Source organism: Pseudomonas sp. R1-18 (genome assembly GCF_051132095.1).
Lineage (GTDB): Bacteria > Pseudomonadota > Gammaproteobacteria > Pseudomonadales > Pseudomonadaceae > Aquipseudomonas.
This window is the reverse complement of record NZ_CP071658.1, coordinates 4,833,384-4,855,914: the sequence shown is the minus strand read 5'-3', so window position 1 is coordinate 4,855,914 and position 22,531 is coordinate 4,833,384. Positions and strand designations below refer to the sequence as shown.

General features: G+C 58.5%; 27 protein-coding genes. 17 read left to right on the top strand and 10 right to left on the bottom strand.

Going from position 1 to position 22,531, the window contains the following annotated elements; all coding sequences use genetic code 11:
- The first annotated feature begins 89 nt into the window (after positions 1-89).
- Entirely contained in the window at positions 90-998 is a 909-nt protein-coding gene (locus tag J3P77_RS22095) for a LysR family transcriptional regulator (RefSeq protein WP_434678762.1), read from the top strand.
- Here J3P77_RS22095 and J3P77_RS22090 read toward each other — a convergent pair whose 3' ends face one another.
- Positions 999-1,325, bottom strand: a complete 327-nt coding sequence (locus J3P77_RS22090) for a DUF883 family protein (protein WP_434678761.1) — start codon at positions 1,323-1,325, stop codon at positions 999-1,001.
- Between the two features lie 165 nt (positions 1,326-1,490).
- Between J3P77_RS22090 and J3P77_RS22085 the strand changes: the two genes are divergently transcribed.
- Both J3P77_RS22085 and J3P77_RS22080 read left to right on the top strand, forming a co-directional pair.
- On the top strand, positions 1,491-1,706 hold the full coding sequence (locus J3P77_RS22085; RefSeq protein ID WP_434678759.1) for a dodecin: 216 nt from the start codon (positions 1,491-1,493) through the stop codon (positions 1,704-1,706).
- 146 nt (positions 1,707-1,852) lie between these two features.
- On the top strand, positions 1,853-2,077 hold the full coding sequence (locus J3P77_RS22080; RefSeq protein WP_434678758.1) for a DUF1161 domain-containing protein: 225 nt from the start codon (positions 1,853-1,855) through the stop codon (positions 2,075-2,077).
- 61 nt (positions 2,078-2,138) lie between these two features.
- Here J3P77_RS22080 and J3P77_RS22075 read toward each other — a convergent pair whose 3' ends face one another.
- Positions 2,139-3,140, bottom strand: coding sequence for an LLM class flavin-dependent oxidoreductase (locus J3P77_RS22075; protein ID WP_434678757.1), 1,002 nt, complete (start codon positions 3,138-3,140; stop codon positions 2,139-2,141).
- Positions 3,141-3,353: 213 nt separating this feature from the next.
- Here J3P77_RS22075 and J3P77_RS22070 point away from each other — a divergent pair, with 213 nt between their 5' ends.
- Positions 3,354-3,785: an OsmC family protein gene (locus J3P77_RS22070; RefSeq protein WP_434678756.1), complete on the top strand. Its 432-nt coding sequence runs from the start codon at positions 3,354-3,356 to the stop codon at positions 3,783-3,785.
- Positions 3,786-3,919: 134 nt separating this feature from the next.
- Complete coding sequence (locus J3P77_RS22065) at positions 3,920-4,153, top strand: DUF1161 domain-containing protein (protein WP_434678755.1); 234 nt, start codon at positions 3,920-3,922, stop codon at positions 4,151-4,153.
- Here J3P77_RS22065 and J3P77_RS22060 read toward each other — a convergent pair whose 3' ends face one another.
- The gene (locus tag J3P77_RS22060; protein ID WP_434678754.1) at positions 4,154-4,573 is read right to left on the bottom strand and encodes a hypothetical protein; all 420 of its coding nucleotides are present in this window, start codon (positions 4,571-4,573) and stop codon (positions 4,154-4,156) included.
- A 116-nt stretch (positions 4,574-4,689) separates the two neighbouring features.
- On the opposite strand from J3P77_RS22060, the gene J3P77_RS22055 reads away from it, so the two are divergent.
- Positions 4,690-5,745 carry an aminopeptidase gene (locus J3P77_RS22055; protein ID WP_434678753.1) on the top strand — a complete coding sequence of 352 codons (1,056 nt, stop codon included), beginning with the start codon at positions 4,690-4,692 and terminating at the stop codon, positions 5,743-5,745.
- 117 nt (positions 5,746-5,862) lie between these two features.
- Here the strand turns inward: J3P77_RS22055 and J3P77_RS22050 are convergent, their stop codons facing one another.
- Positions 5,863-6,510 carry an HAD family hydrolase gene (locus J3P77_RS22050; protein ID WP_434682100.1) on the bottom strand — a complete coding sequence of 216 codons (648 nt, stop codon included), beginning with the start codon at positions 6,508-6,510 and terminating at the stop codon, positions 5,863-5,865.
- A 23-nt stretch (positions 6,511-6,533) separates the two neighbouring features.
- Positions 6,534-7,082, bottom strand: coding sequence for a gamma carbonic anhydrase family protein (locus tag J3P77_RS22045; RefSeq protein ID WP_434678752.1), 549 nt, complete (start codon positions 7,080-7,082; stop codon positions 6,534-6,536).
- Between the two features lie 112 nt (positions 7,083-7,194).
- Between J3P77_RS22045 and prlC the strand changes: the two genes are divergently transcribed.
- Positions 7,195-9,246: an oligopeptidase A gene (gene prlC, locus J3P77_RS22040; RefSeq protein ID WP_434678751.1), complete on the top strand. Its 2,052-nt coding sequence runs from the start codon at positions 7,195-7,197 to the stop codon at positions 9,244-9,246.
- Positions 9,243-9,530, top strand: a complete 288-nt coding sequence (locus J3P77_RS22035; RefSeq protein WP_434678750.1) for a YheV family putative zinc ribbon protein — start codon at positions 9,243-9,245, stop codon at positions 9,528-9,530. Before prlC ends, J3P77_RS22035 begins: the two co-directional genes overlap by 4 nt.
- A 112-nt stretch (positions 9,531-9,642) precedes the next feature.
- Here J3P77_RS22035 and J3P77_RS22030 read toward each other — a convergent pair whose 3' ends face one another.
- From J3P77_RS22030 to J3P77_RS22020, 3 genes are all read right to left on the bottom strand, one after another.
- Positions 9,643-9,879 (bottom strand): hypothetical protein, encoded by a 237-nt coding sequence (locus J3P77_RS22030; RefSeq protein WP_434678748.1) that lies wholly within the window; start codon positions 9,877-9,879, stop codon positions 9,643-9,645.
- Between the two features lie 179 nt (positions 9,880-10,058).
- Positions 10,059-10,571, bottom strand: a complete 513-nt coding sequence (locus J3P77_RS22025) for a hypothetical protein (protein WP_434678747.1) — start codon at positions 10,569-10,571, stop codon at positions 10,059-10,061.
- On the bottom strand, positions 10,568-11,743 hold the full coding sequence (locus tag J3P77_RS22020) for a hypothetical protein (protein WP_434678745.1): 1,176 nt from the start codon (positions 11,741-11,743) through the stop codon (positions 10,568-10,570). Before J3P77_RS22020 ends, J3P77_RS22025 begins: the two co-directional genes overlap by 4 nt.
- 191 nt (positions 11,744-11,934) lie before the next feature.
- Between J3P77_RS22020 and J3P77_RS22015 the strand changes: the two genes are divergently transcribed.
- From J3P77_RS22015 to J3P77_RS22005, 3 genes are all read left to right on the top strand, one after another.
- Complete coding sequence (locus J3P77_RS22015) at positions 11,935-12,993, top strand: PA0069 family radical SAM protein (RefSeq protein WP_434678743.1); 1,059 nt, start codon at positions 11,935-11,937, stop codon at positions 12,991-12,993.
- 194 nt (positions 12,994-13,187) lie between these two features.
- Positions 13,188-13,916 (top strand): carbonic anhydrase, encoded by a 729-nt coding sequence (locus J3P77_RS22010; RefSeq protein ID WP_434678741.1) that lies wholly within the window; start codon positions 13,188-13,190, stop codon positions 13,914-13,916.
- 111 nt (positions 13,917-14,027) lie between these two features.
- Entirely contained in the window at positions 14,028-15,560 is a 1,533-nt protein-coding gene (locus J3P77_RS22005) for a SulP family inorganic anion transporter (protein ID WP_434678739.1), read from the top strand.
- Positions 15,561-15,670: 110 nt separating this feature from the next.
- On the opposite strand, the gene J3P77_RS22000 is transcribed toward J3P77_RS22005, so the two are convergent.
- Positions 15,671-16,321 carry a hypothetical protein gene (locus J3P77_RS22000; RefSeq protein ID WP_434678737.1) on the bottom strand — a complete coding sequence of 217 codons (651 nt, stop codon included), beginning with the start codon at positions 16,319-16,321 and terminating at the stop codon, positions 15,671-15,673.
- Between the two features lie 369 nt (positions 16,322-16,690).
- On the opposite strand from J3P77_RS22000, the gene coxB reads away from it, so the two are divergent.
- Genes coxB through J3P77_RS21980 form a run of 4 tightly spaced genes read left to right on the top strand, consistent with a single transcriptional unit; the run spans position 16,691 to position 20,917 of the window.
- Positions 16,691-17,815 (top strand): cytochrome c oxidase subunit II, encoded by a 1,125-nt coding sequence (gene coxB, locus J3P77_RS21995; RefSeq protein WP_434678735.1) that lies wholly within the window; start codon positions 16,691-16,693, stop codon positions 17,813-17,815.
- A gap of 43 nt (positions 17,816-17,858) precedes the next feature.
- The gene (gene ctaD, locus J3P77_RS21990; RefSeq protein WP_434678733.1) at positions 17,859-19,451 is read left to right on the top strand and encodes a cytochrome c oxidase subunit I; all 1,593 of its coding nucleotides are present in this window, start codon (positions 17,859-17,861) and stop codon (positions 19,449-19,451) included.
- Between the two features lie 5 nt (positions 19,452-19,456).
- The gene (locus J3P77_RS21985) at positions 19,457-20,014 is read left to right on the top strand and encodes a cytochrome c oxidase assembly protein (protein ID WP_434678731.1); all 558 of its coding nucleotides are present in this window, start codon (positions 19,457-19,459) and stop codon (positions 20,012-20,014) included.
- A gap of 12 nt (positions 20,015-20,026) precedes the next feature.
- Positions 20,027-20,917 carry a cytochrome c oxidase subunit 3 gene (locus J3P77_RS21980; RefSeq protein WP_434678729.1) on the top strand — a complete coding sequence of 297 codons (891 nt, stop codon included), beginning with the start codon at positions 20,027-20,029 and terminating at the stop codon, positions 20,915-20,917.
- 18 nt (positions 20,918-20,935) lie between these two features.
- Here J3P77_RS21980 and J3P77_RS21975 read toward each other — a convergent pair whose 3' ends face one another.
- Positions 20,936-21,139, bottom strand: a complete 204-nt coding sequence (locus tag J3P77_RS21975) for a twin transmembrane helix small protein (protein WP_434678727.1) — start codon at positions 21,137-21,139, stop codon at positions 20,936-20,938.
- A gap of 74 nt (positions 21,140-21,213) precedes the next feature.
- Between J3P77_RS21975 and J3P77_RS21970 the strand changes: the two genes are divergently transcribed.
- Both J3P77_RS21970 and J3P77_RS21965 read left to right on the top strand, forming a co-directional pair.
- Positions 21,214-21,969, top strand: coding sequence for an SURF1 family protein (locus J3P77_RS21970; RefSeq protein ID WP_434678725.1), 756 nt, complete (start codon positions 21,214-21,216; stop codon positions 21,967-21,969).
- The gene (locus tag J3P77_RS21965) at positions 21,947-22,519 is read left to right on the top strand and encodes a hypothetical protein (protein WP_434678723.1); all 573 of its coding nucleotides are present in this window, start codon (positions 21,947-21,949) and stop codon (positions 22,517-22,519) included. Before J3P77_RS21970 ends, J3P77_RS21965 begins: the two co-directional genes overlap by 23 nt.
- Positions 22,520-22,531: the final 12 nt, after the last annotated feature.

The window sequence follows — 22,531 nt, the reverse complement described above, 5'->3', positions numbered from 1 at the left end:
CAGAGTGGCAATGAACACACTCTAACCAGCGCGGGAGCCGGAGAAAACCGATAAGATCGCCATAACCTGTCAGGAAAACTCACATATCAATGTCTCGCGACCTCCCCTCGCTGAATGCGCTGCGCGCCTTCGAGATCACGGCCCGTCTCGGCAGCGTCAGTCAGGCAGCCGAACATCTGAACGTGACCCATGGCGCGGTCAGTCGACAGCTCAAGCTTCTGGAAGAAGAGCTCGGCATCAGCCTGTTCGTCAAGGACGGCCGAGGACTTAAACTCACAGATGCCGGGGCGCGGCTGCGCGATGCGACCGCCGACGCTTTTGGCCGTCTGCGCGAGACATGCGCGGAACTGAGTCAGCACGCCGTTGATGCGCCATTCGTGCTGGGCTGTTCCGGTAGTCTGCTGGCGCGCTGGTTCATACCGCGTCTGGGCCGGCTGAATGCAGAACTGCCGGACCTGCGATTGCACCTTTCGGCAGGCGAAGGCGATCTGGACCCGCGCAGGCCAGGGCTGGATGCGCTGCTGATGTTCGCCGAACCCCCGTGGCCCGCGGACATGCAGGTCTTCGAGCTGGCCAGCGAACGAATCGGCCCGGTAATAAGCCCGCGTTCGGCCAGTTTTGAAGCGTTGCGCAACGCCCCGACACAGGCACTGCTTGGTGAATCCTTGCTGCACACCGCTTCGCGACCACAGGCATGGCCGAGCTGGGCAGAGCAGAACGGGATCGAACCGCAGTCGTTACGTTACGGGCAGGGTTTTGAGCATTTGTATTATTTGCTGGAAGCGGCTGTTGCCGGACTCGGCGTGGCCATCGCGCCGGAACCGCTGGTAGCGGACGACCTGCGTGCCGGTCGCCTGGCTGCGCCATGGGGTTTCAGCGAAACCCCGGCGCAACTGGCACTGTGGATACCCAGGCGGGCCGTGGACGGGCGCGCTCGACAACTGGCTCAGTGGTTGAAAAACGAGCTCAAGCGTTCGGGGAATCCGGTCACGGAATGATCAGTGGCCGCGCTTGCACAACAGATAGGCCGCCAGCAGACCAATTGCACCTACAGCAACGCCTGCCGTAGTCCAAGGGTGTTCCTGAGCATAGTCGCGGGTAGCCAAAGCGTTTTCGCGAGTCTTGACCTTCACATCTGCGTAGACATCAGTCAGCAGGCTGCGCGAGTGGCTCAGTGCATTCTCAGCGTTGGCCTTGAGGCTTTTCAGCGTCCTGCTCGACTCGTCTGAAGCATCGGCTTTCAGGCTTTCCAGCGACTTGAGGAGACTTTCGATCTCCGCTTCCATGCTTTGCAACGAGGCTTTACGGAGGGAAGTACTAGCCATGATGTTTCTCCTGCGGGGTGGGTGGCACGTGTTGTTTCCGACTACGAGCGCTCTGGAAAGTGCGATCCCGGAATACAAACTGCTGAACTTTTGCGCGTCTTTCCCTGACAGATGCAAGGAGCGTCGTCATTGCTACGCTCTCAATGAACCTTCAGGAGAACTGCCATGACTGATCACCATACGTACAAGAAAATCGAACTCGTCGGCTCGTCCACCACCACAATCGAAGATGCAATCAACAACGCGTTGGCCGAGGCCAGCAAGAGCCTCCAGCATCTGGAGTGGTTCGAAGTCGCTGAAACCCGCGGCCATATCGAAAACGGTCGTGTCGCGCATTATCAGGTGACCCTCAAGGTGGGTTTCCGCATCGCCAACAGCTGATTGGCTGAACCTTTCCACTGGCTGATTGCCATAACCTGCGTTACACACTGATAGCCCGCTGCCGCTTGATCGTTGGCGTGGCTGATGTTCATCGACGCCTGATTTGTTGCAGGCGTCAGTATCTGGCCGAACAAGGAGTTGAGCTCATGAAGAAGTTCATGTTGGCGGTGGGTCTGATGAGTCTTGCAGGTACCGCGCTGGCGGCTGGCAAGCCATGTGAAGAGCTGAAGTCTGAGATCGACGCCAAACTCCAGGCAAAGGGCGTGACGTCTTACACCCTGGAAGTGGTCGATAAAGGCAGCGTGTCTGACAAACAAGTGGTCGGCACCTGTGAAGCTGGCGAGAAAGAAATCGTTTATCAGCGCGGCTGACCGCACTGGAATAAATAAAAAAACCGACTCTGGGAGTCGGTTTTTTTTGTCCTGTAGGGGTTCAGCCCTGCGCGACTTGCGCCAGAATCTCGTATGAGCGCAGGCGGTCCTGATGCTCGTACATATCGCAGGTGAAGATAAGTTCGTCGGCGTCTGTCTGTTCCAGAAGTACATCCAGCCGCGAGCGGATTTTCTCCGGTCCGCCGACCATTGCCAGCCCCAGGAAACTCGCTACCGCTTCACGTTCGTGAGGCAGCCACAGACCGTCCATGGATTCCACCGGTGGCCGCTGCATCAGGCTGTGCCCGCGCATCAGCGCCAGGATGCGCTGATACACCGATGTCGCAAGGTACTCGGCATGTTCGTCCGTGTCGGCGGCAGCCAGGGGCACGCCAAGCATTACGTAAGGCTTGTCCAGAACCTCGGAGGGCTGGAAATGGTTACGGTAGGTGCGGATCGCCTCGTGCATGTAACGAGGCGCGAAGTGCGAAGCGAAGGCGTAAGGCAAGCCGCGCATGCCGGCCAGTTGGGCGCTGAAGAGGCTCGAACCCAGCAGCCAGATCGGTACGTTGGTGCCTGAGCCCGGAACCGCGATCACTTTTTGATCAGGTGTGCGCGGCCCCAGATACGCCATCAGCTCGGCGACGTCGTCCGGGAAATCGTCAGCGCTGCCCGAGCGCTCGCGGCGCAAGGCGCGAGCGGTCATCTGGTCCGAGCCCGGCGCTCGGCCCAGGCCCAGATCGATACGACCGGGATACAGACTGGCAAGGGTGCCGAATTGCTCGGCGATCACCAGCGGCGCGTGGTTGGGCAGCATCACACCCCCGGCCCCGACGCGGATCGTTGAAGTGCCGCCTGCCAGATAAGCCAGCAGCACAGACGTCGCAGAGCTGGCGATTCCGTCCATGTTGTGATGCTCGGCAACCCAGAAGCGGTTGTACCCCAGCTTCTCGACATGTCGGGCCAGATCAAGGGAGTTGTGAAGGGATTCGGCAGGCCCTTTGTCATGGCGAACGGGCACCAGATCGAGCGTGGAAATCTTTATATCGCTGAGACGTTTCATAGGCCGCTAAAGCTCCTTGAAAAGGGTGAGCAGGCTCGCTGTACGAGCGCAGGATGAAACAGCAGTCGGGGCGCAAGTGGCGTTTTTCAATGGTTGCTGTCAGAAAAATCCTACCAAAAAACTAGGTCTTTCCGGCTGTTGAACTTTCAACAGACGTCTATCCTCAGAACCCTAGTCATCGCTAGACATTCAAAAAATCAGTCAGGAGGCACCATGAGCATCGTCAAGAAAGCATCCGCCCATTGGGAAGGTGATCTGAAAAGCGGTATCGGCAGCATCTCCACCGAAACCGGTGTCCTGCGCGAAGCGCCATACGGTTTCAAAGCGCGCTTCGAAGGCGGCAAAGGCACCAACCCGGAAGAGCTGATTGGTGCAGCTCACGCCGGCTGCTTCTCCATGGCGCTGTCCATGATCCTCGGTAACGCAGGTTTCACCGCTGACAGCATCGACACTCAGGCTGAAGTAACCCTCGACCAGGTCGAAGGTGGTTTTGCGATCTCGGCCGTGCACCTGATTCTCAAGGCCAAAGTGCCTGGCGCAACCCAGGAGCAGTTCGACGACCTGACCAGACAGGCCAAAGAAGGCTGCCCGGTATCCAAAGTGTTGAATGCCAAGATCACACTGGACGCAACCCTGGTCAGCTGATCCATGTTGTATGCCCGGAGAGCGTCGCTTTCCGGGTGATTGCGAACCACATCCGCCACCGCGCAGTCTCACCCTTGAACACCTGTCATAAATGCATGACGCATCAGACTTTGGGCGTATCGAAGGAGTCGAGCATGAAACGTTTCGCTATCGCTGTAACCTGTACTCTGTTGGCGAGCGGCGCATTGGCCGCTCCGAAGTCCTGCGAAGAACTCAAGGACGAAATCGAGGCAAAGATCCAGGCAAACAACGTCACAGCCTATACGCTGGAAATCGTCACCAATGATGAAGTGCAGGATCCGAACATGGTGGTCGGCACCTGTGAAAACGGTACGAAAAAGATCATCTATCAGCGCAACGATCGCTGATCAGAGGCAGTTCACACCGTCCTCGTCTTCCTCCGCGACCAGCTTGCGCCTGGAGTCATACAAGATGGCGTCAACGCTGTTGGCGATTGACCGCACCTCGAATCGATAACGCTCGCCGGCGGCGAAATGGTCGTACCTGAGTTTGATGTAGCAGGTGATCTCCTTTAGGTCATCGCTCATGATGCCGAAGCCGCCCGACCTGTATTCGTAATCGTAGCGAACCTGCAATACATGACTTCCCGGCGTCACTTGAAAATAGCGTCCGTCGGGCGTGTTTTCGCCATCGAGCTTATCGCTCATGACCAGCCTGCCGGTGAAGGTATGCATGTCGATCCAGGCCATGTTCGGGTCGACCGCTGGCAACGGCGATATGCACCCCGCCAGTGAGGCGCCGATAACGCACAGTGGAATCAGGCGCATGGCAGGCTCCGTTCGTGAACGTGGTATTGGTGGAAATAATCGACTCGCCGATGATAGTTGCGTGCTGCCCCGGCTGTCCTGCATAACGGCATTGAATTCAATTGCGAAGACCCTCTATGCCCGGAGTTGATGTTTCAGGCTGTTGGCGAGTTCTGTCTACAGCACTGGTTGTGTTGCTGAGTGGATGCTCCAGCGTTGCGTACTACGGTCAGTTGGCGAGTGGCCAACTGGAGCTCTTGCGCGCTCGGGAACCGGTTGCAGCCGTGATTGCCGACTCCGGTCGTGACCCCCGGCTGCGTGAACGTCTGGACCACGCGCGACAGGCTCGCGATTTTGCCAGTACCCATCTGCATCTGCCTGATAACCAAAGCTATCGGTTGTATGCCGATCTCGGTCGTCCGTATGTGGTATGGAACGTCTTCGCGACCGACGAGTTCAGTCTCGATCCGGTGACGCATTGCTTTCCGATTGCCGGTTGCGTGGCGTATCGCGGTTACTACCGTCTCGGCGCGGCGCGCGGAGAAGCGGCACTGCAGCGCCAGACAGGCAAAGATGTCTACCTGAGTGGCGTTGAGGCGTACTCGACGCTTGGCTGGTTCGACGACCCGATCCTTGGCTCGATGATGAGCTGGGGTGATGAGCGCCTCGCCACGTTGATCTTCCACGAACTGGCGCACCAACGTGTCTATGTGAAGGATGACACCGCCTTCAACGAGTCATATGCCAGTTTCGTCGAGCAGGAGGGCACTCGCCAGTGGCGCACGGCGCGGGGGCTGACGCCGGAGACTGTCTCCCAGTCGGTCCGTCGCGATCAGTTCATCCGCCTGGTGCTGGACACCCGCGAACGGTTACAGACCTTGTACCGACAGCCTTTGGCAGCCGACGTCATGCGTGTTCGCAAGGCGGCTGAGTTCGAGCGATTGCGTGCCGAGTATCGGCGATTGCGTGACGGGCAATGGGCGGGTGACAAGCGCTATGACGGCTGGGTCAACGGCCCCATGAACAACGCCAAGCTGTTGCCGTTTGGTCTCTACGACCAGTGGGTTCCAGCATTCGAGGCATTGTTCAGAGGCGTTAAGGGTGACTGGCCGGCGTTCTACAAGGCCGTGGAAGAGCTCGGCGCCCAGCCCGAACAAGCGCGCAAGGCAGCGTTGTGCGCGTTGATGGAGTGAGCTGTCCGCAAACAGATTCAACACTTGAATCCCTGGTCAGGCCGCCTCGCCAGCAAGCTGGCTCTCACAAAAATTTTGTAGGAGCGACCTTGGTCGCGAGGAGGCCTGTCAGCAGTGTCAGGACAGAAACGCCCGGTGCAGATCGGCCAGGGTCGCAAAGTGGAAATTGGGCTTCTGTGCCGACAGCTCTTCATGACTGCCAAACCCGTACCCCACCGCCGCCACGTCCAGGCCGTTGCTCAGGCCGCCGATGAGGTCGTGTTTGCGGTCGCCGATCATCAGCGTGTGGGCCGGGTCGAGGTTTTCTTCGGCCAACAAATGGGCGATCAACTCGACCTTGTCCGTGCGGGTGCCGTCCAGTTCGCTGCCGTAAATCAGTTTGAAGTGCCGGGCAAAGTCGAAATGCCGGGCGATCTCGCGGGCAAATATCCAGGGCTTGGAGGTCGCGATGTAGAGCGTTCTGCCCTGCCCGGCCAGCGTTTCCAGTAGTTCCGGCACGCCTTCGAACACCATGTTCTCGTACAGCCCGGTCACTTTGAACCGTTCACGATAATGGTTCACCGCTTCCCACGCCCTGGCCTCATTCATGTCGTAGAACTGCATGAAAGCCTGCAACAACGGCGGGCCGATGAAGTGTTCCAGCCGGGTGATATCCGGTTCGTCGATACCCAGACGAGCAAGAGCAAACTGGATCGAGCGGGTGATACCCAATCGGGGATCGGTCAGGGTGCCATCGAGGTCGAACAGAATGTTCTGGTAATGCATGGGGGTGTTGATCTCTGGGTAAGTCAGCATGGCTGGTCGAAACCTTCGGCCAGATGCAGGTCTTTGAGTTTCACGTAGTTGGCCGCGCTGTATGGGAAGAAAGCAATTTCCTTTTCCGTGAGCGCCCGGACTTGTTTGACCGGGCGACCCACATACAGATACCCGCTTTCCAGCACCTTGCCCGGCGGCACCAGGCTGCCGGCGCCGATGATGACCTCATCCTCGACGACCGCGCCATCCATGATGGTGCTGCCCATGCCGATCAGAATACGATTGCCGACCGTGCAGCCATGCAGCATCACCTTGTGGCCGATGGTCACCTCGTCGCCGATCAACAGCGGAAACCCGTCCGGATTGAACGGCCCGGCGTGGGTGATGTGCAGCACGCTGCCGTCCTGCACGCTGGTGCGCGCGCCGATGCGGATGCGGTGCATATCGCCACGAATGACGGTCAGTGGCCATACCGAGCTGTCCGCGCCGATTTCAACGTCGCCGATCACGATGGCCGAATGGTCAACGAATGCCCGCTCGCCAAGGGCTGGGGTGTGATCCTGGAACTTGCGAATGGCCACGATAGGCTCCTTCTCTGGCATTGATAGGTGGATGATCCGGGTTTCGATGCTGCGGTCGGCGTCGATTGTAATTAAGATGCCTGAGTGTTTCTTCCAGCCAAGGTGCAAAACCGTGAGCGCGAACAACCCTCTTCTGCAACCGTATGACTTGCCTCCTTTCTCGGCGATTCGCGCCGAGCATGTCAAACCCGCTATCGATCAGATCCTGGCTGACAACCGTGCCGCCATTGCCGACATTCTCGCCAGTCAGGGTACGACGCCGACCTGGGCCGGGCTGGTGCTCACCATGGACGAGCTCAATGACCGTCTGGGCGCGGCCTGGAGCCCGGTGAGCCACCTCAACGCCGTGTGCAACAGCGCCGAGCTGCGTGAGGCCTACGAATCGTGCCTGCCAGCGTTGAGCGCCTACTCTACCGAAATGGGTCAGAACCGCGCGCTGTTTCAGGCCTATGAAGCGTTGGCAAACAGTCCCGAGGCCGCAGGTTTCGACGTTGGTCAGAAAACCATTCTGGAACAGGCGCTGCGCGATTTTCGTCTGTCGGGCATCGACTTGCCACCCGAGCAGCAAAAGCGCTACGCCGAAGTGCAGAGCAAATTGTCGGAGCTGGGTAGCCAGTTCTCCAACCAGCTGCTCGACGCGACGCAAGCCTGGACCAAGCTGGTCACTGACGAATCGGCGCTTGCCGGGCTGACCGAATCGGCCAAGGAGCAAATGGCCGCCGCTGCCAAGGCCAAGGGTCTGGAAGGTTTTCTGATTACTCTGGAATTCCCCAGCTACTACGCAGTGATGACCTACGCCGAAGACCGCGCGTTACGCGAAGAAATTTACGCGGCTTACTGCACCCGTGCTTCCGACCAGGGCCCCAATGCCGGCAAGAACGACAACGGGCCGATCATGGAACAGATCCTCGACCTGCGTCAGGAGCTGGCTCAACTGCTGGGATACGCAAACTTCGCCGAGCTGAGCCTGGCGACCAAGATGGCAGAGTCCAGCGACCAGGTGCTCAGCTTCCTGCGCGACCTGGCCAAGCGCAGCAAGCCGTTTGCCGAACAGGATCTCAAGCAGCTCAGGGCTTATGCCGCCGAGCAAGGCTGCCCGGATCTGCAAAGCTGGGACAGCGGTTTCTACGCCGAGAAGCTGCGTGAGCAACGCTACAGCGTTTCGCAGGAAGCGCTGCGCGCCTACTTCCCGGTCGACAAGGTGCTGACCGGCCTGTTCGCTATCGTCCAGCGTCTGTACGGTATCGAAATCACCGAACAGAAAGGCTTCGACAGCTGGCATCCGGATGTACGCTTGTTCGAAATCAAGGAAAACGGCCAGCACGTCGGACGCTTCTTTTTTGACCTGTACGCTCGCGCCAACAAGCGCGGTGGTGCATGGATGGATGGCGCGCGTGACCGTCGCCGCACAGCCGAAGGCACTCTGCAGAGCCCGGTTGCCAACCTGGTGTGCAACTTCACGCCAGCGGTTGGTGGCAAGCCGGCGCTCCTGACCCATGACGAGGTCACCACACTGTTCCACGAGTTCGGCCATGGGCTGCATCACTTGCTCACGCGCATCGAACACGCGGGCGTTTCGGGTATTAACGGCGTGGCATGGGACGCGGTCGAGCTGCCAAGCCAGTTCATGGAAAACTGGTGCTGGGAGCCCGAAGGCCTGGCGCTGATTTCCGGCCACTACCAGACAGGCGAGCCGCTGCCTCAGGATCTGCTTGAGAAGATGCTGGCTGCCAAGAATTTCCAGTCGGGGCTGATGATGGTGCGCCAGCTGGAGTTCTCGCTGTTCGACTTCGAACTGCACGCAACGCACGGCGACGGTCGCAGTGTCCTTCAGGTCCTCGAAGGCATCCGCGACGAGGTTTCGGTCATGCGACCGCCAGCCTATAACCGCTTCCCGAACAGCTTTGCGCATATTTTCGCCGGCGGTTATGCGGCGGGTTACTACAGCTACAAATGGGCCGAAGTACTGTCCGCCGATGCATTCTCGAAATTCGAGGAAGACGGTGTGTTCAACAGCGAAACCGGACGTGCCTTCCGTGAAGCCATTCTGGCCCGTGGTGGCTCGCAGGCACCGATGGTGCTGTTCGTCGACTTCCGAGGACGCGAGCCTTCGATTGACGCACTCTTGCGGCATAGCGGTCTGAGTGAGGAAGCGGCAGCATGACCGACACACCAGTGGTCGTCACCAAAAAGCGGTTCATTGCCGGGGCGGTCTGCCCGGCGTGCAGCGAGCCGGACAAACTCATGATGTGGAGCGAAAACGACGTGCCACATCGTGAGTGCGTGGGTTGCGGTTACAGCGACACGCTCAACGAGCAGGGCCTTTCGATCCCGAAAGAGCTGGGCACTCGGGTCAACAAGGCTGCGGTCAAACCGGCCGATCCCAAGGTTCAGGGCGTTCAGTTCTTTCCCAATCCCAAGCTGAAGAAGCCGGTGGATCCGAGCTGACCAAGCCCTGCAGCATGTGCGGTACCCTGTCCGCCAAGAGCGATCGTTCCCATACCGCGGTATGGGAACGTTCAGGTACAAAAAAGGGTTCGTTGTTGCAACGAACCCTTTTTCAATTGTACCGACCTGGCCCGAAACTTATTTTCTGGAAAGTCTTGGCGAGCTCCAGGAATGCTTTGTGGTTTTCCTTTCGAGAGCAATCAACAGCATCGAGTTCGCCGTCACTGTCGGATGAGAATATCGACGCGTCATACAGCAGCTCTTCATCTTCATAGAGCTCCAGCGTTACTTCAGGGTTATCGAAATCTTCTACATCTTCAGTCAGTAAACGCACCTCATATTTAGCCATCACGCACCTCGCGGTCAGGTAAAAGTTAGCTGAAGCCAGTTGCCAGGTCAGCCGGAGTTGCGACGGTAGCGCGGGTCTGTTTTGTCGTCTACTGACAGAAATAGCAGGTGTTTATTTATCCAGTTGGTAAACGTTGTTTATCCTGAGGACGCGCTCGCCAGTACGCCCTCCCTTGTAACTTAGTGGCTGCCGTTAAAATAGCCAAATGAGACCTTGCCGTTGATGGAGCGAGTGGCTTCGACTTTTACATCGGCGTTTTCATAGGAGCGGTCGAAGCTGGGGATCACCACGGGCCAAGTAATGTTTCGCTTGATGGTTACGGTAGTTTTCCCTTGTGAAAAATCGCCTCCTGGGTGCCCTGTGAGGGTGAAGGAAGCACCGGCTTTGGCCTTGATGATTTTTGCGGATTTCACTTCATCGTTGGAACACCCATAAGGATTGCTTTTCATTTTCACGTTGTGCGCTCGAGAGAAAGGAATCGTGCAATCTAGATTTTGACTGGCATTGGTGCCCTCATAAAATGCAATCGACGCGTCGTCAAAGCTGGCAGGCGTGCGGCCAATATCGATTCTGGAAACCTTGCCGTTAAGACCATTGTTGCGGATGTTCACGATCTGAAAGGCGGCGGAGTTTCTGCTGCGCTCAAAGCTTGGGACGATAACCTCCTCATTGATTCCGATATCGCGTTTCACGTCGATGATGGCGTAGTCATCCGCCAGGCTGCCTCTGCCGTTATCGTAAACCTTGATCCTTGTTCCACTTGCGATCCCGGAAAGCGACATCGAGCGTGCTTCATCTTTCTCACAGCCCGCGGTAGGCAGCATAAGGGTTCTGGGTTCGTTGGGAATGACACAGACGGTGTCGCCTTCCCTGCTCGCATTTTCCTTTTCCCACAGGTACACGCCCCCTTTGCTGAGCGCCGGGCGTAAGGGAAGGCATCACCGTTGCGGTAATTGTTGATGGCGATGAAGTTGGGGGTAACGCCACAATTGGCTGTGCGTAGCATCAAGTAGGTGAGGTTGTTGTCGTAGGCGGCAGAGTCGAAAATGGTCGACGTCACGCTATGAAACTGATTCATCATGAACAGACGTTTCCACTGTTTGCCCGTAGAGGACGCGACCGTCCGGGTGTTCAGAGGGATATCAGGCCAGCGTGTCGGACAGGAAAAGTTGTGGGCAGCCTTGATGTTGGAAGCTGCCGGTCCAAGGGTGTCCCAATGGTTCTGGGTAACCCAGTCCCGGTCAAACAGCACGGTGATAGTCTTGTTGCCTACGGTGTACTTACCGCTCACGTCGCGCTTGTCGGTCATCAGAATCAGGCGATTGTTCTTGCTGGCCATATCCTTAAGCGTCGGCCAGCCCGGCGAGTTGAAGTTGGCCGGGTCGAATGTGAAATCCGCCAGTTCGGGCATGCTGTCGAACACTTGCTGCAGGTCGCTGCGCTGCACATAGGTTTCGAAAAATATGGTCACGACTTCAGACCCGTTGCTCTTCAGGAACGGGATGAATTCATTCTTCAGTTGCTCGCCGAGCGGACCATAGCAAGCGATGGTCTTATGGCAAACCTTGATTCGCTCCAGCCCCTGCTTTTTGTCGTTGGTGTACAAATCCAGCATGAAGCCCCGGACGCCGTCTCGCAGTTGTCTGGGCATTTCCGCCAGGTTCTGGTTGATCTTTTCATAGGAATTGTGAGTCGTGACCCAATGATACTGGTCGAATGGCTTGTCTTTGTCGGCGAAGTTGGCGGCCTGAACATGAACGGAAAAAGCCGACAATGCGAACAAGCCGCATACAAATAATGTTTTCAAACTGAAGTCCTTTTCGATTTCGTCAGGCCTGATGACCTGATCGGTTTTTGCGCTCATCCATGAGTGCGCTCGAAGTAAAAGATTAAATAACGATCCGCTCAAGCCCGGTCTTGTAACTGGATTTTCGAACCGACTTTGTCAGCAACCCTGAACCATCGGTCAGGCTGAGCGGGTTTCCCGGGCGAGCTACTGGAGAAGGTGCTCTCCTTGCGATACTGTATGTACGAACAGTGGTCAGGCTCTGCATTATGTCAATTTCCCCTCCGGTCCGCGGACGCGGCACCGTCAGCAATCCGCATAACCGGTTCGCGCCCAGCCGCTCGGTGGTCGAGGACGATGGCTGGTATCAGGAAGTCCCGCTGACGCAGGGGACTCAGGTCACCATTGAAACGGCCAAGAGCATCATCACGCGCAACAGCTCGCCGGACATCCCGTTTGATCGCTCGATCAATCCGTATCGAGGTTGCGAACATGGCTGCATTTATTGCTTTGCCAGGCCCAGCCACGCTTATTGGGACATGTCGCCGGGTCTGGATTTCGAAACCCGCCTGATTGCCAAGACCAATGCCGCTACCCTGCTGGAGGAGCAGCTGTCCAGACCCGGCTACCAATGCGCGCCCATTACGCTGGGTGCCAATACCGATTGCTATCAGCCTATCGAGCGCGAGCACCGAATCACCCGAGCGACACTGGAAGTCCTGCTGCGCTATCGTCATCCGGTCAGCATCCTTACCAAGGGTTCGCTGATCCTTCGCGACCTTGATCTGCTGGCTGAGATGGCGAAGTTGCGGCTGGTGTCGGTGTTCATCAGCCTGACGACGCTGGATGACGAACTCAAACGCATTCTTGAGCCTCGCGCGGCTGCGCCAAAGGCGCGCCTGCGAGCGATACGGGTGATGCGCGAAGCGGGTATTCCAGTGGGCGTTTTGTGCGCGCCGATGATCCCGATGATCAACGACAATGAACTCGAATCGTTGTTGAGCGAAGCCAAGGCAGCCGGCGCGTTAAGCGCCAGTTATGTCATGTTGCGTTTGCCGCTGGAGGTTGCGCCGCTGTTCGACGAATGGTTGAAGACGCATTACCCGCAACGCGCGGATCATGTCATGAGCCTGGTACGTCAGAGCCGTGGCGGTGAACTGTATGACAGTCGATTCGGTTCACGCATGCGCGGCGAAGGGCCGTTCGCGGATCTGCTGGCACAACGTTACGCGATGGCGGTCAAACGCCTCGGGTTGAACCGGCGCGATGCCCTGGAGCTCGATTGCACTGCTTTTTGCCCGCCCGGCAGGCAGATGTCATTATTGTGAATGTTCGCGCAAGCCGCGCTCCAGAGCGGTCGCATTCAGTTTCATTTAAGCTTGGCGGGTTAGCCTGCAACCCTGATTGACACCACCGGCGGCGATCAACGGATCTGTTACGCATGCCTGACAAGAAGTGTCACGGCCGGTTCGGCCAACACGAAGCATGAATAATCCACATCAATCCGTCAGAGGATGCAGACATGAGAGACATGGATAAACAGCCGTTGGCTACTTCGGCAAGCAATGATCAAGCGGAAAGCGCCGAAGTAGCGTTGCAACACATCGTGAATGGCTTCATGCATTTTCGTCATGAAGTGTTTCCTCAGCAGCAAGAGCTGTTCAAGAAACTGGCAACCGCGCAAAAGCCGCGCGCCATGTTCATCACCTGCGCTGACTCGCGCATCGTTCCCGAACTCATCACCCAAAGCTCGCCAGGCGATCTGTTCGTTACCCGTAACGTCGGTAACGTAGTGCCTCCTTACGGGCAAATGAACGGCGGCGTTTCCACCGCGATCGAGTATGCCGTCGGAGCGTTGGGCGTGCAGCACATCATCATTTGCGGCCACTCCGATTGCGGCGCCATGCGTGCGGTGCTCAATCCGGACAGTCTGGAAAAGATGCCGACGGTCAAAGCCTGGCTGCGGCATGCCGAGGTCGCGCGCACAGTGGTCGAGCAGAACTGCAACTGCGAAGGCGAGCATGAAACCATGAGCGTCCTGACCCAGGAAAACGTGATCTCCCAGCTTCAACACCTGCGTACTCACCCTTCCGTTGCCGCGAAGATGGCCAGCGGTCAGCTGTTCATTCACGGTTGGGTCTATAGCATCGAGACCAGCGAAATCCTGGCGTATGACGCCGAACAGGATCGCTTCATTCCGCTCGACGGTTCCGGCCCGATACCCATGGCGACCCCCAAAGCCCGCTTTTAGTCGCCTGATTTGATCCACGACTGACGGTCAACCCTTTTTCTGCCTGTGGCGGCTGCGCTCTTCGCGCGCCGCCAGGCTTTGTCACGTCTGATGAAATCCCGGAGAAGTGCCATGGGTGCAACAGAATTGAAATCCGTTTTACCTCGGGAGCTGCTGGCTTCCGTGGTGGTGTTCCTTGTCGCGCTGCCGCTGTGCATGGGCATCGCCATCGCTTCGGGCATGCCTCCGGCCAAGGGTCTGATCACCGGCATCATCGGCGGTCTGGTGGTCGGCTGGCTGGCGGGTTCGCCGTTGCAGGTCAGCGGCCCGGCCGCAGGTCTGGCGGTGCTGGTCTTCGAACTGGTCCGCGAGCATGGCATGGCCCTGCTGGGACCGATCCTGTTGCTGGCCGGTCTGCTTCAGGTGCTTGCCGGTCGCTTCAAACTCGGTTGCTGGTTTCGGGTAACTGCTCCGGCGGTTGTGTACGGCATGCTGGCGGGGATTGGCGTGCTGATTGTGCTTTCTCAGGTGCATGTGATGTTCGACGGAGGTCCAAAGCCGTCGGGGCTGGATAATCTGGTGGCCTTCCCGAGCACTCTGATTCAGGCGGTCGGACCTGGCAGCGGGATGTATGCGGGCATGCTCGGCCTGGGAACCATGCTGATCATGTGGAGCTGGGAAAAACTGCGGCCGCAGTCGCTGCGCTTCGTGCCTGGTGCGCTGCTTGGCGTAGGCATTGCCACGGGGGTGAGCCTGTTGATGGCGCTTGAGGTCAAGCGCGTCGAAGTGCCTGACAACCTCGCCGACGCCATCGACTGGCTGCGGCCCGCGGATCTGATGAACCTGGCCGACCCTGCGATCCTGATTGCCGCCATCGCCGTGGCGTTCATCGCCAGCGCCGAAACCCTGCTGTCTGCGGCAGCGGTCGATCGCATGCACAGCGGCCAGCGTTCGGACTTCGACAAGGAACTCAGCGCGCAGGGCGTGGGCAACATGCTGTGCGGCATCGTCGGCGCATTGCCGATGACGGGCGTTATCGTACGCAGCTCGGCCAACGTTCAGGCCGGTGCCACCACGCGAATGTCGACGATCTTCCACGGATTGTGGCTGCTGGCGTTCGTGCTATTGCTGTCCAGCGTATTGCAGAGCATTCCGGTAGCCAGCCTGGCGGGCGTATTGGTCTATACCGGACTGAAACTGGTCGACCTGAAAACTTTCCGCAGCCTGGGGCGCTACGGGCGCATGCCGATGTTCACCTATGCCGCGACGGCTGGTGCGATCATCTTTACCGACTTGTTGACCGGTGTGCTGGTCGGATTCGGGCTGACGCTGGTCAAGCTGGCGCTCAAGGCATCGCGTCTGAAAATCAGCCTGGTCGAGCGTGAGGCCGACAAGGAACTGGAACTGCGTCTGGTAGGCGCTGCGACTTTCCTGAAGGTTCCGGCTCTGACACAGGTGCTGGGCACCATCCCGGCAGGCAGCACCGTTCATGTGCCACTGAGCAACCTGAGCTACATCGACCATTCCTGTCTGGAACTGCTGGAAGAATGGGGACGCGCCAACGCGGCCCATGGCACGAAGCTGGTGATCGAGCCACGCGGTCTGAAACGCCGGCTGGAAGGCCGGTTGTATACCACCAGCGGCGTTGGGTCGGGTTCTGCCTGAAACGGGAGATGTAGCGACTGTTCCGGCCTCGTCGCGGGCAAGCGCGCTCCTACCGGTTCAACGGGGGGAGCGGACTGGCGGCGCTCCTACAGGTTCGCCGCCATTTCCTGTCACAGCTCGTGCTGTTCCAGTTCGAGACCAACCCCCAGTTGGCGTGACAGGCAGGGCCAGCGTTTCCAGGCGGCTTCGGTGTCCGGGCTGCTCAGCCGCTCGCGGTAGGCTTCGACGGATGCGAGCTCGAAGCTTTCTTCATCCAGCAGATGATCGACCGCCTGATGCACGGCTTCGTCTAGATGATTGGCCAAAGACTCGCCGATCAATTGGTGGGCGATCACGCTGGCGACCGTGGTGTTTGACGGGATCAGCGGCCTGCCGAAATGGCGGATGTACAGGTCATTGACCTCTTCCACCAGTCGGTGTGCCAGATAGGCTTCGTCCAGCAGACTGTCGAGGCCTTCATGGCCTTCCATGATTGCCGGCGGGGCGATGAAAAAGTGTTCGGCAATCTTCAGAACCGGCTTGATCTGACTTTCAATTCCGGCCTCCACGGCGACCGCGTGAGCGGCGTCCAGCAGGTCGGGAACCAGATCGATATAGGCAGTGACGAAGCGCGTCAGCGCACCCTTGGCGTCCACATCAGGAACATGGATGGCCGGGTGAAGGTGCGGAAGCTGAGCTGCGACCTGGCGTAGTAGCTGACCGGTAGCGGCCTCATGTTGATGGGCATGTTGAATCAGCTCGCGCAATGCGGCGGTGTTCATGGTTGCTCCTGACGGCACAAAACCAGGTAAATGTAAGGAAACGTCATACAGTAGCCTGATTGGCCCGACGGCTAAGACGTAATTGTCATAACCGTTACACATTTATATGTAATGGCTATTAAAAACTGCATTTGCGCAATATACGGCGCAGTCGATCAAAAATAATCGGTCCGGCCCCGTCGGGCCGCCGCCAATCCCTTCGCATGGCGCGGCCGCTTGCGGTAGCTATACTCGGTCTTTGAAGGAAGTCGGCTCATGGCCGTAGCGCTACTGTGTAGTGCTCGACCGGCACGTCATTGCAATCGTTTGGCCCACTCCCTCCGACGCAGGTTGACCCTGCGGGATGATTAGAGCTTGGGGGAACGCGCGATGATGCGACATCCACACGTATGGATGAGCTTCTTGCTGTGGTCGATATTCAGTCCGGTTCATGCGGCCTGGACGACCAACATGGCGCCTGGCGTTTCAGTAGTCAGCAATGCTGTTTTCGATCTGCACATGATCATCTTCTGGATCTGTGTAGTGATCGGTCTAGTGGTCTTCGCCGCCATGTTCTGGTCGATGATCGTACATCGCCGTGCGACCGGTCAAACCGCCGCGCATTTTCACGAAAACACCACCGTCGAAATTCTCTGGACCATCGTTCCCCTGCTGATCCTGGTGGCGATGGCGATTCCGGCTACCCGTACGCTGATCAGCATGTATGACGCGAGCGAATCGGACGTAGACATTCAGGTGACCGGCTACCAGTGGAAATGGCACTACAAGTACCTGGGCCAGGATGTCGAATTCTTCAGCAACCTGGCCACCTCGGCTGACCAGATCCAGAACCGCGAAACCAAAGGTGAACATTACCTGCTCGAAGTCGACCAGCCGCTGGTGCTGCCGGTGGGTTCGAAGATCCGCTTTCTGGTGACCGGTGCCGACGTGATCCATTCCTGGTGGGTGCCGGCCTTTGCCGTCAAGCGTGACGCGGTCCCCGGCTTTGTCCATGAAGCCTGGACCCGCGTCGAGAAGCCGGGGATCTATCGCGGTCAATGTACCGAGCTATGCGGCAAGGACCATGGCTTCATGCCCATTGTGGTCGACGTCAGGACCCAGGCCGATTACGACACCTGGCTGGCCGAGCGTAAGCAGGAAAGCGCGCGGCTGAAGGAATTGACCAGCAAGGACTGGAGCCGCGAGGAGCTGATCGCCCAGGGCGAAAAGGTCTACCAGACAGTGTGCGTCGCCTGCCACCAGCCTGAAGGCCAAGGGTTGCCGCCAATGTTCCCGGCTCTGAAAGGCTCGAAGATCGCCATCGGCCCCATCGCCGAACACCTCGCCATCGTTTTCAACGGCAAGCCGGGCACCGCCATGGCGGCGTTCGGCAAGCAGCTATCGGAAGTGGACATCGCAGCGGTCGTGACTTACGAACGCAACGCATGGGGTAACGACAAAGGCGACATGATCACGCCCAAGGAAGTGCTCACGCTCAAGCAGGCGCAACAATGAAATCCCGGATCAATCAGCGACATCGCGCAGCGGGAGACCGATTATGAGCGCAGTTATCGACGACCATGGCCACGAACACGCCGATCATGCACACGGTCCCGCCAAAGGCCTGATGCGCTGGGTGCTGACTACCAACCACAAGGACATCGGCACGATGTACCTGTGGTTCAGCTTCACGATGTTCCTGCTTGGCGGTTCGTTCGCGATGGTGATCCGCGCGGAGCTGTTCCAGCCGGGCCTGCAAATCGTTCAGCCCGAATTCTTCAACCAGATGACCACCATGCACGGCCTGATCATGGTGTTCGGTGCGGTGATGCCTGCTTTTGTCGGCCTTGCCAACTGGATGATTCCACTGATGATCGGGGCGCCGGACATGGCGCTGCCAAGGCTGAACAACTTCAGCTTCTGGCTGCTGCCCGCAGCCTTTCTGCTGCTGGTGTCCACACTGTTCAGCCCTGGCGGCGGGCCCAATTTCGGCTGGACATTCTACGCACCTCTGTCGACTACCTACGCGCCGGAAAGCGTGACCTTTTTCATCTTTGCCATCCACATGATGGGCATCAGTTCGATCATGGGCGCGATCAACGTGGTCTCGACCATTCTCAACCTGCGCGCGCCGGGCATGACGCTGATGAAGATGCCGCTCTTTGTCTGGACCTGGTTGATCACCGCCTTCCTGCTGATCGCGGTCATGCCGGTGCTGGCCGGGTGCGTGACCATGATGCTGATGGACATTCACTTCGGCACCAGCTTTTTCAACGCTGCAGGGGGCGGCGACCCGGTGCTGTTCCAGCATGTGTTCTGGTTCTTCGGCCACCCCGAGGTGTACATCATGATCCTGCCAGCGTTCGGTGCGGTCAGTTCGATCATCCCGGCTTTCTCGCGCAAACCATTGTTCGGCTACACCTCGATGGTCTACGCGGTGGCCGCCATCGCCTTTCTGTCGTTCATCGTCTGGGCGCATCACATGTTCGTAGTCGGCGTGCCGCTGGTGGGCGAGCTGTTCTTCATGTACGCGACGATGCTTATCGCGGTGCCCACCGGCGTGAAGGTTTTCAATTGGGTGAGCACCATGTGGAAAGGCTCGCTGACCTTCGAAACGCCGATGTTGTTTGCGGTGGCGTTTGTGATCCTGTTCAGCATCGGCGGGTTCTCCGGGCTGATGCTGTCGATAGCACCTGCCGATTTTCAGTATCAGGACACCTACTTCGTGGTCGCGCACTTTCACTATGTGCTGGTGCCCGGTGCAATCTTCGGCATCTTCGCGTCAGCCTATTACTGGATGCCGAAATGGACCGGCCACATGTATGACGAAACGCTGGGCAAGCTGCACTTCTGGATGTCCTTCGTCGGCATGAACATGGCGTTCTTTCCGATGCATTTTGTGGGGCTTGCAGGAATGCCGCGGCGTATCCCGGACTACAACCTGCAATTTGCCGACTTCAACATGGTGTCGACGATCGGCGCTTTTACCTTCGGCGCCACGCAGCTGCTGTTTCTGTTCATCGTGATCAAGACCATTCGTGGCGGCCCGCCTGCCCCGGCCAAACCGTGGGACGGCGCCGAAGGACTGGAATGGAGCCTGCCCTCGCCCGCGCCTTATCACACGTTCTCCACGCCACCTGAAGTGAAGTGAAAGCCATGGACGATTCACGCTCCGTGAAATGGCTCGTTCCCCGCCTGCTGCTGCTTGTGGTGGCGATGTTCGCGTTCGGCTTTGCCCTGGTGCCGCTGTACGACGTGATGTGCAAGGCATTCGGCATCAACGGCAAGACCGGCGACGCGTACCAGGGTTCGCAGGTCGTCGACCAGACCCGACAGGTGCGCGTGCAATTCATGTCCACCAACGCGGCCAATATGGTCTGGGCGTTCTATCCCAGGGCCGAGCAGGTCGAGGTCTACCCCGGCGCTGTCAACGAGATGATATTCGTGGCGCAGAACCCGACAGACAAGCCGATGACGGCGCAAGCCGTTCCAAGCGTGTCGCCCGGACCCGCGGCGGCGTATTTCCACAAGACCGAGTGCTTCTGCTTCACCCAGCAGAGCCTGAAACCCGGCGAGCGGATCGAAATGCCGGTGCGTTTCATCATCGACAGGGACCTGCCCGCAGACGTGAAACACCTCACGCTGGCTTACACGCTGTTCGACATCACGGCCAGCCAGACACCGGCAACACCTGCTGCCCGAAACGGCGGTTAATGGAGGTCAACCATGGCGACGCCTCACGAACACTATTACGTTCCGGCTCAGAGCAAGTGGCCGATCATTGGCACGCTGGCCTTGCTGATAACGATGTATGGCCTGGGCACATGGTTCAACGACCTGAAAGCGGCCCGGCCTGAATCGAATGGCCCGATGATTTTCTTCGTTGGCGCCCTGCTGGTGGCGTACATGATGTTCGGCTGGTTCGGAGCCGTGGTGAAGGAAGGCCGGGCGGGACTGTACAGCGCACAGATGGACCGCTCCTTCCGCTGGGGCATGGCGTGGTTCATCTTTTCCGAAGTGAACTTCTTTCTGGCGTTTTTCGGTGTGCTCTTTTACGTGCGAATTCTGTCCGGCCCCTGGCTGGGTGGCGAAGGCGCCAACGCGATCTCGAACATGTTGTGGCCTAACTTTGAATACACCTGGCCAATGCTCAATACACCCGACCCAAAACTCTACCCGGCGCCCAAAGGCATCATCGATCCCTGGCAATTGCCGTTGATCAATACTGCGTTGCTGATCAGTTCCAGTGTCACGATCACCTTTGCTCACCATGCCTTGAAGCAAGGCCATCGTACGGCGTTGAAGCGTTGGCTGGCGCTGACCATCCTGCTGGGCTGTGTGTTTCTTTTTCTTCAGGCCGAAGAATATATACATGCCTATCACGAGCTGGGTCTGACTCTGGGCTCCGGCATTTACGGCGCGACGTTCTTCATGCTCACCGGTTTTCACGGTGCTCACGTCACCATTGGCACCCTCATCTTGTTCGTCATGCTGATGCGCATCCTGCGCGGGCATTTCGATGCCGACCATCAATTCGGGTTTGAAGCGGCGAGCTGGTATTGGCATTTCGTGGATGTGGTGTGGGTCGGGTTATTCATCTTTGTGTATGTGCTGTAGTGAGCAGACCGGGCGGCGCTACCACGTCACATGCGAAACCAGCTGTCCGCTGTAAAAGCCCCAGGCGATCAGCGCCAGTGTCAGTGTTGCGAAGGTCACTCGCAGTGCCAAGGCCTTGACCAGTCGGTTTGACCGGTTGTCGTCCTTGATCAGGAAGAACAGACCGCTGAACAGGCTGGTTACCGTGGCGGCCAACATAATAACAATCGCTGCTTTGAGCATCAGAGATCTCCAGGAGCAATCGCGATGGAGCATTGGAGTATAGGCAGGGCTTTAGGGCCAGGCGGGAAGACGATATGAAACGCTTCACGCCCGGGTTCTGGCCCACGCTGATCGTGCTGATGATGCTGCCGGCACTGATATTCCTCGGTTTCTGGCAGTTGAGCCGAGGCGAAGAAAAGCGCGTGATGCTCAGCCATTACGAGGAGCGCCGCGCTGCCGAGCCGGTCAGCGCGGCGCAGATGCTCTACACACCTGAACCTGCCTGGCGGCGGCTATACATGAAAGGCCGCTTCGACCCAGAGCACAGCCTGCTGCTGGACAACGCGATCCGTGACGGCAAGGCCGGTGTCGAATTGCTGCAGCCTTTTCTGGACCGCGCCAGCGGCCTTTGGCTGCTGGTCAATCGAGGCTGGCTGCCGTGGCCAGATCGACGCGTACCTCCTGTTTACGACACTCCGACTCATCAACTGGAGCTTGAGGCCTGGGTTTATGACGTTCCGGGCAAAGCGTTTCAGCTGCGCGCGGATGCACCGACCAGCATCTGGCCCAGGCTCGTGACAACTGTAGAGCCCGAGGCACTATGGATCGAGCTGGGCCGCGAGGGTTATCCCCATGCGTTGCGGCTGGAGCCAGGACCCGCGGCCCATCGGGTCGACTGGCCGGTGGTGGCCATGGGGCCGGAAAAACATACCGGGTATGCCGTGCAGTGGTTCGCCCTCTCCGCCGCCTTGCTCGTGCTCTATGGATATCTGGGCTGGCATCAGAACAGACAACGCCAGCCAATAGCCGCCGAAAACAGGAGCACCCATGAACCCCACCGTCGTCTCTGAACCGCGCGCGCGTCGGCGCGGACGTTTGCAGCTGGTGTTTCTCTGTCTGGTCGCAATCGTTCCGATGATGCTGGCCACCGGCATGTACCAGTTCGGTTTCTGGGTGCCCGACGGGCGTACTTATCACGGTCAGCTCATCGCCACCGGGCAGAGCCGCGCGGATCTTGGCGTCAGCGCTGACGAGCGTCGCTGGCAGCTGTTGGTCAGTGCACCGATGCGCTGCGAGACGGACTGCCAACAGTTGGTGTATCTCGCGCGCCAGGTCCAGATCGGTCTCGGACGGGACGCTGCTCGCGCCAGCCATGGGCTCGCAACTGGACAGACGCCGGGCGCCGAGTTTGCCGAGAGGCTGCAGCGCGAATACGCCGAACTCAAGCGGTACCCGCTCGACCTTGGCCGTTACTGGCAGACCGTGCCGGGCCTGGATGAACCGCAGCTATGGATCATCGACCCGCACGGTAATCTGGTTCTGCGCTACAGCGCTCAGGTGAAAGGCAAGGACCTGCTCGACGATCTGCGACGACTGCTGAAGTTATCGAACATCGGATAAAGAGAGGTCGCC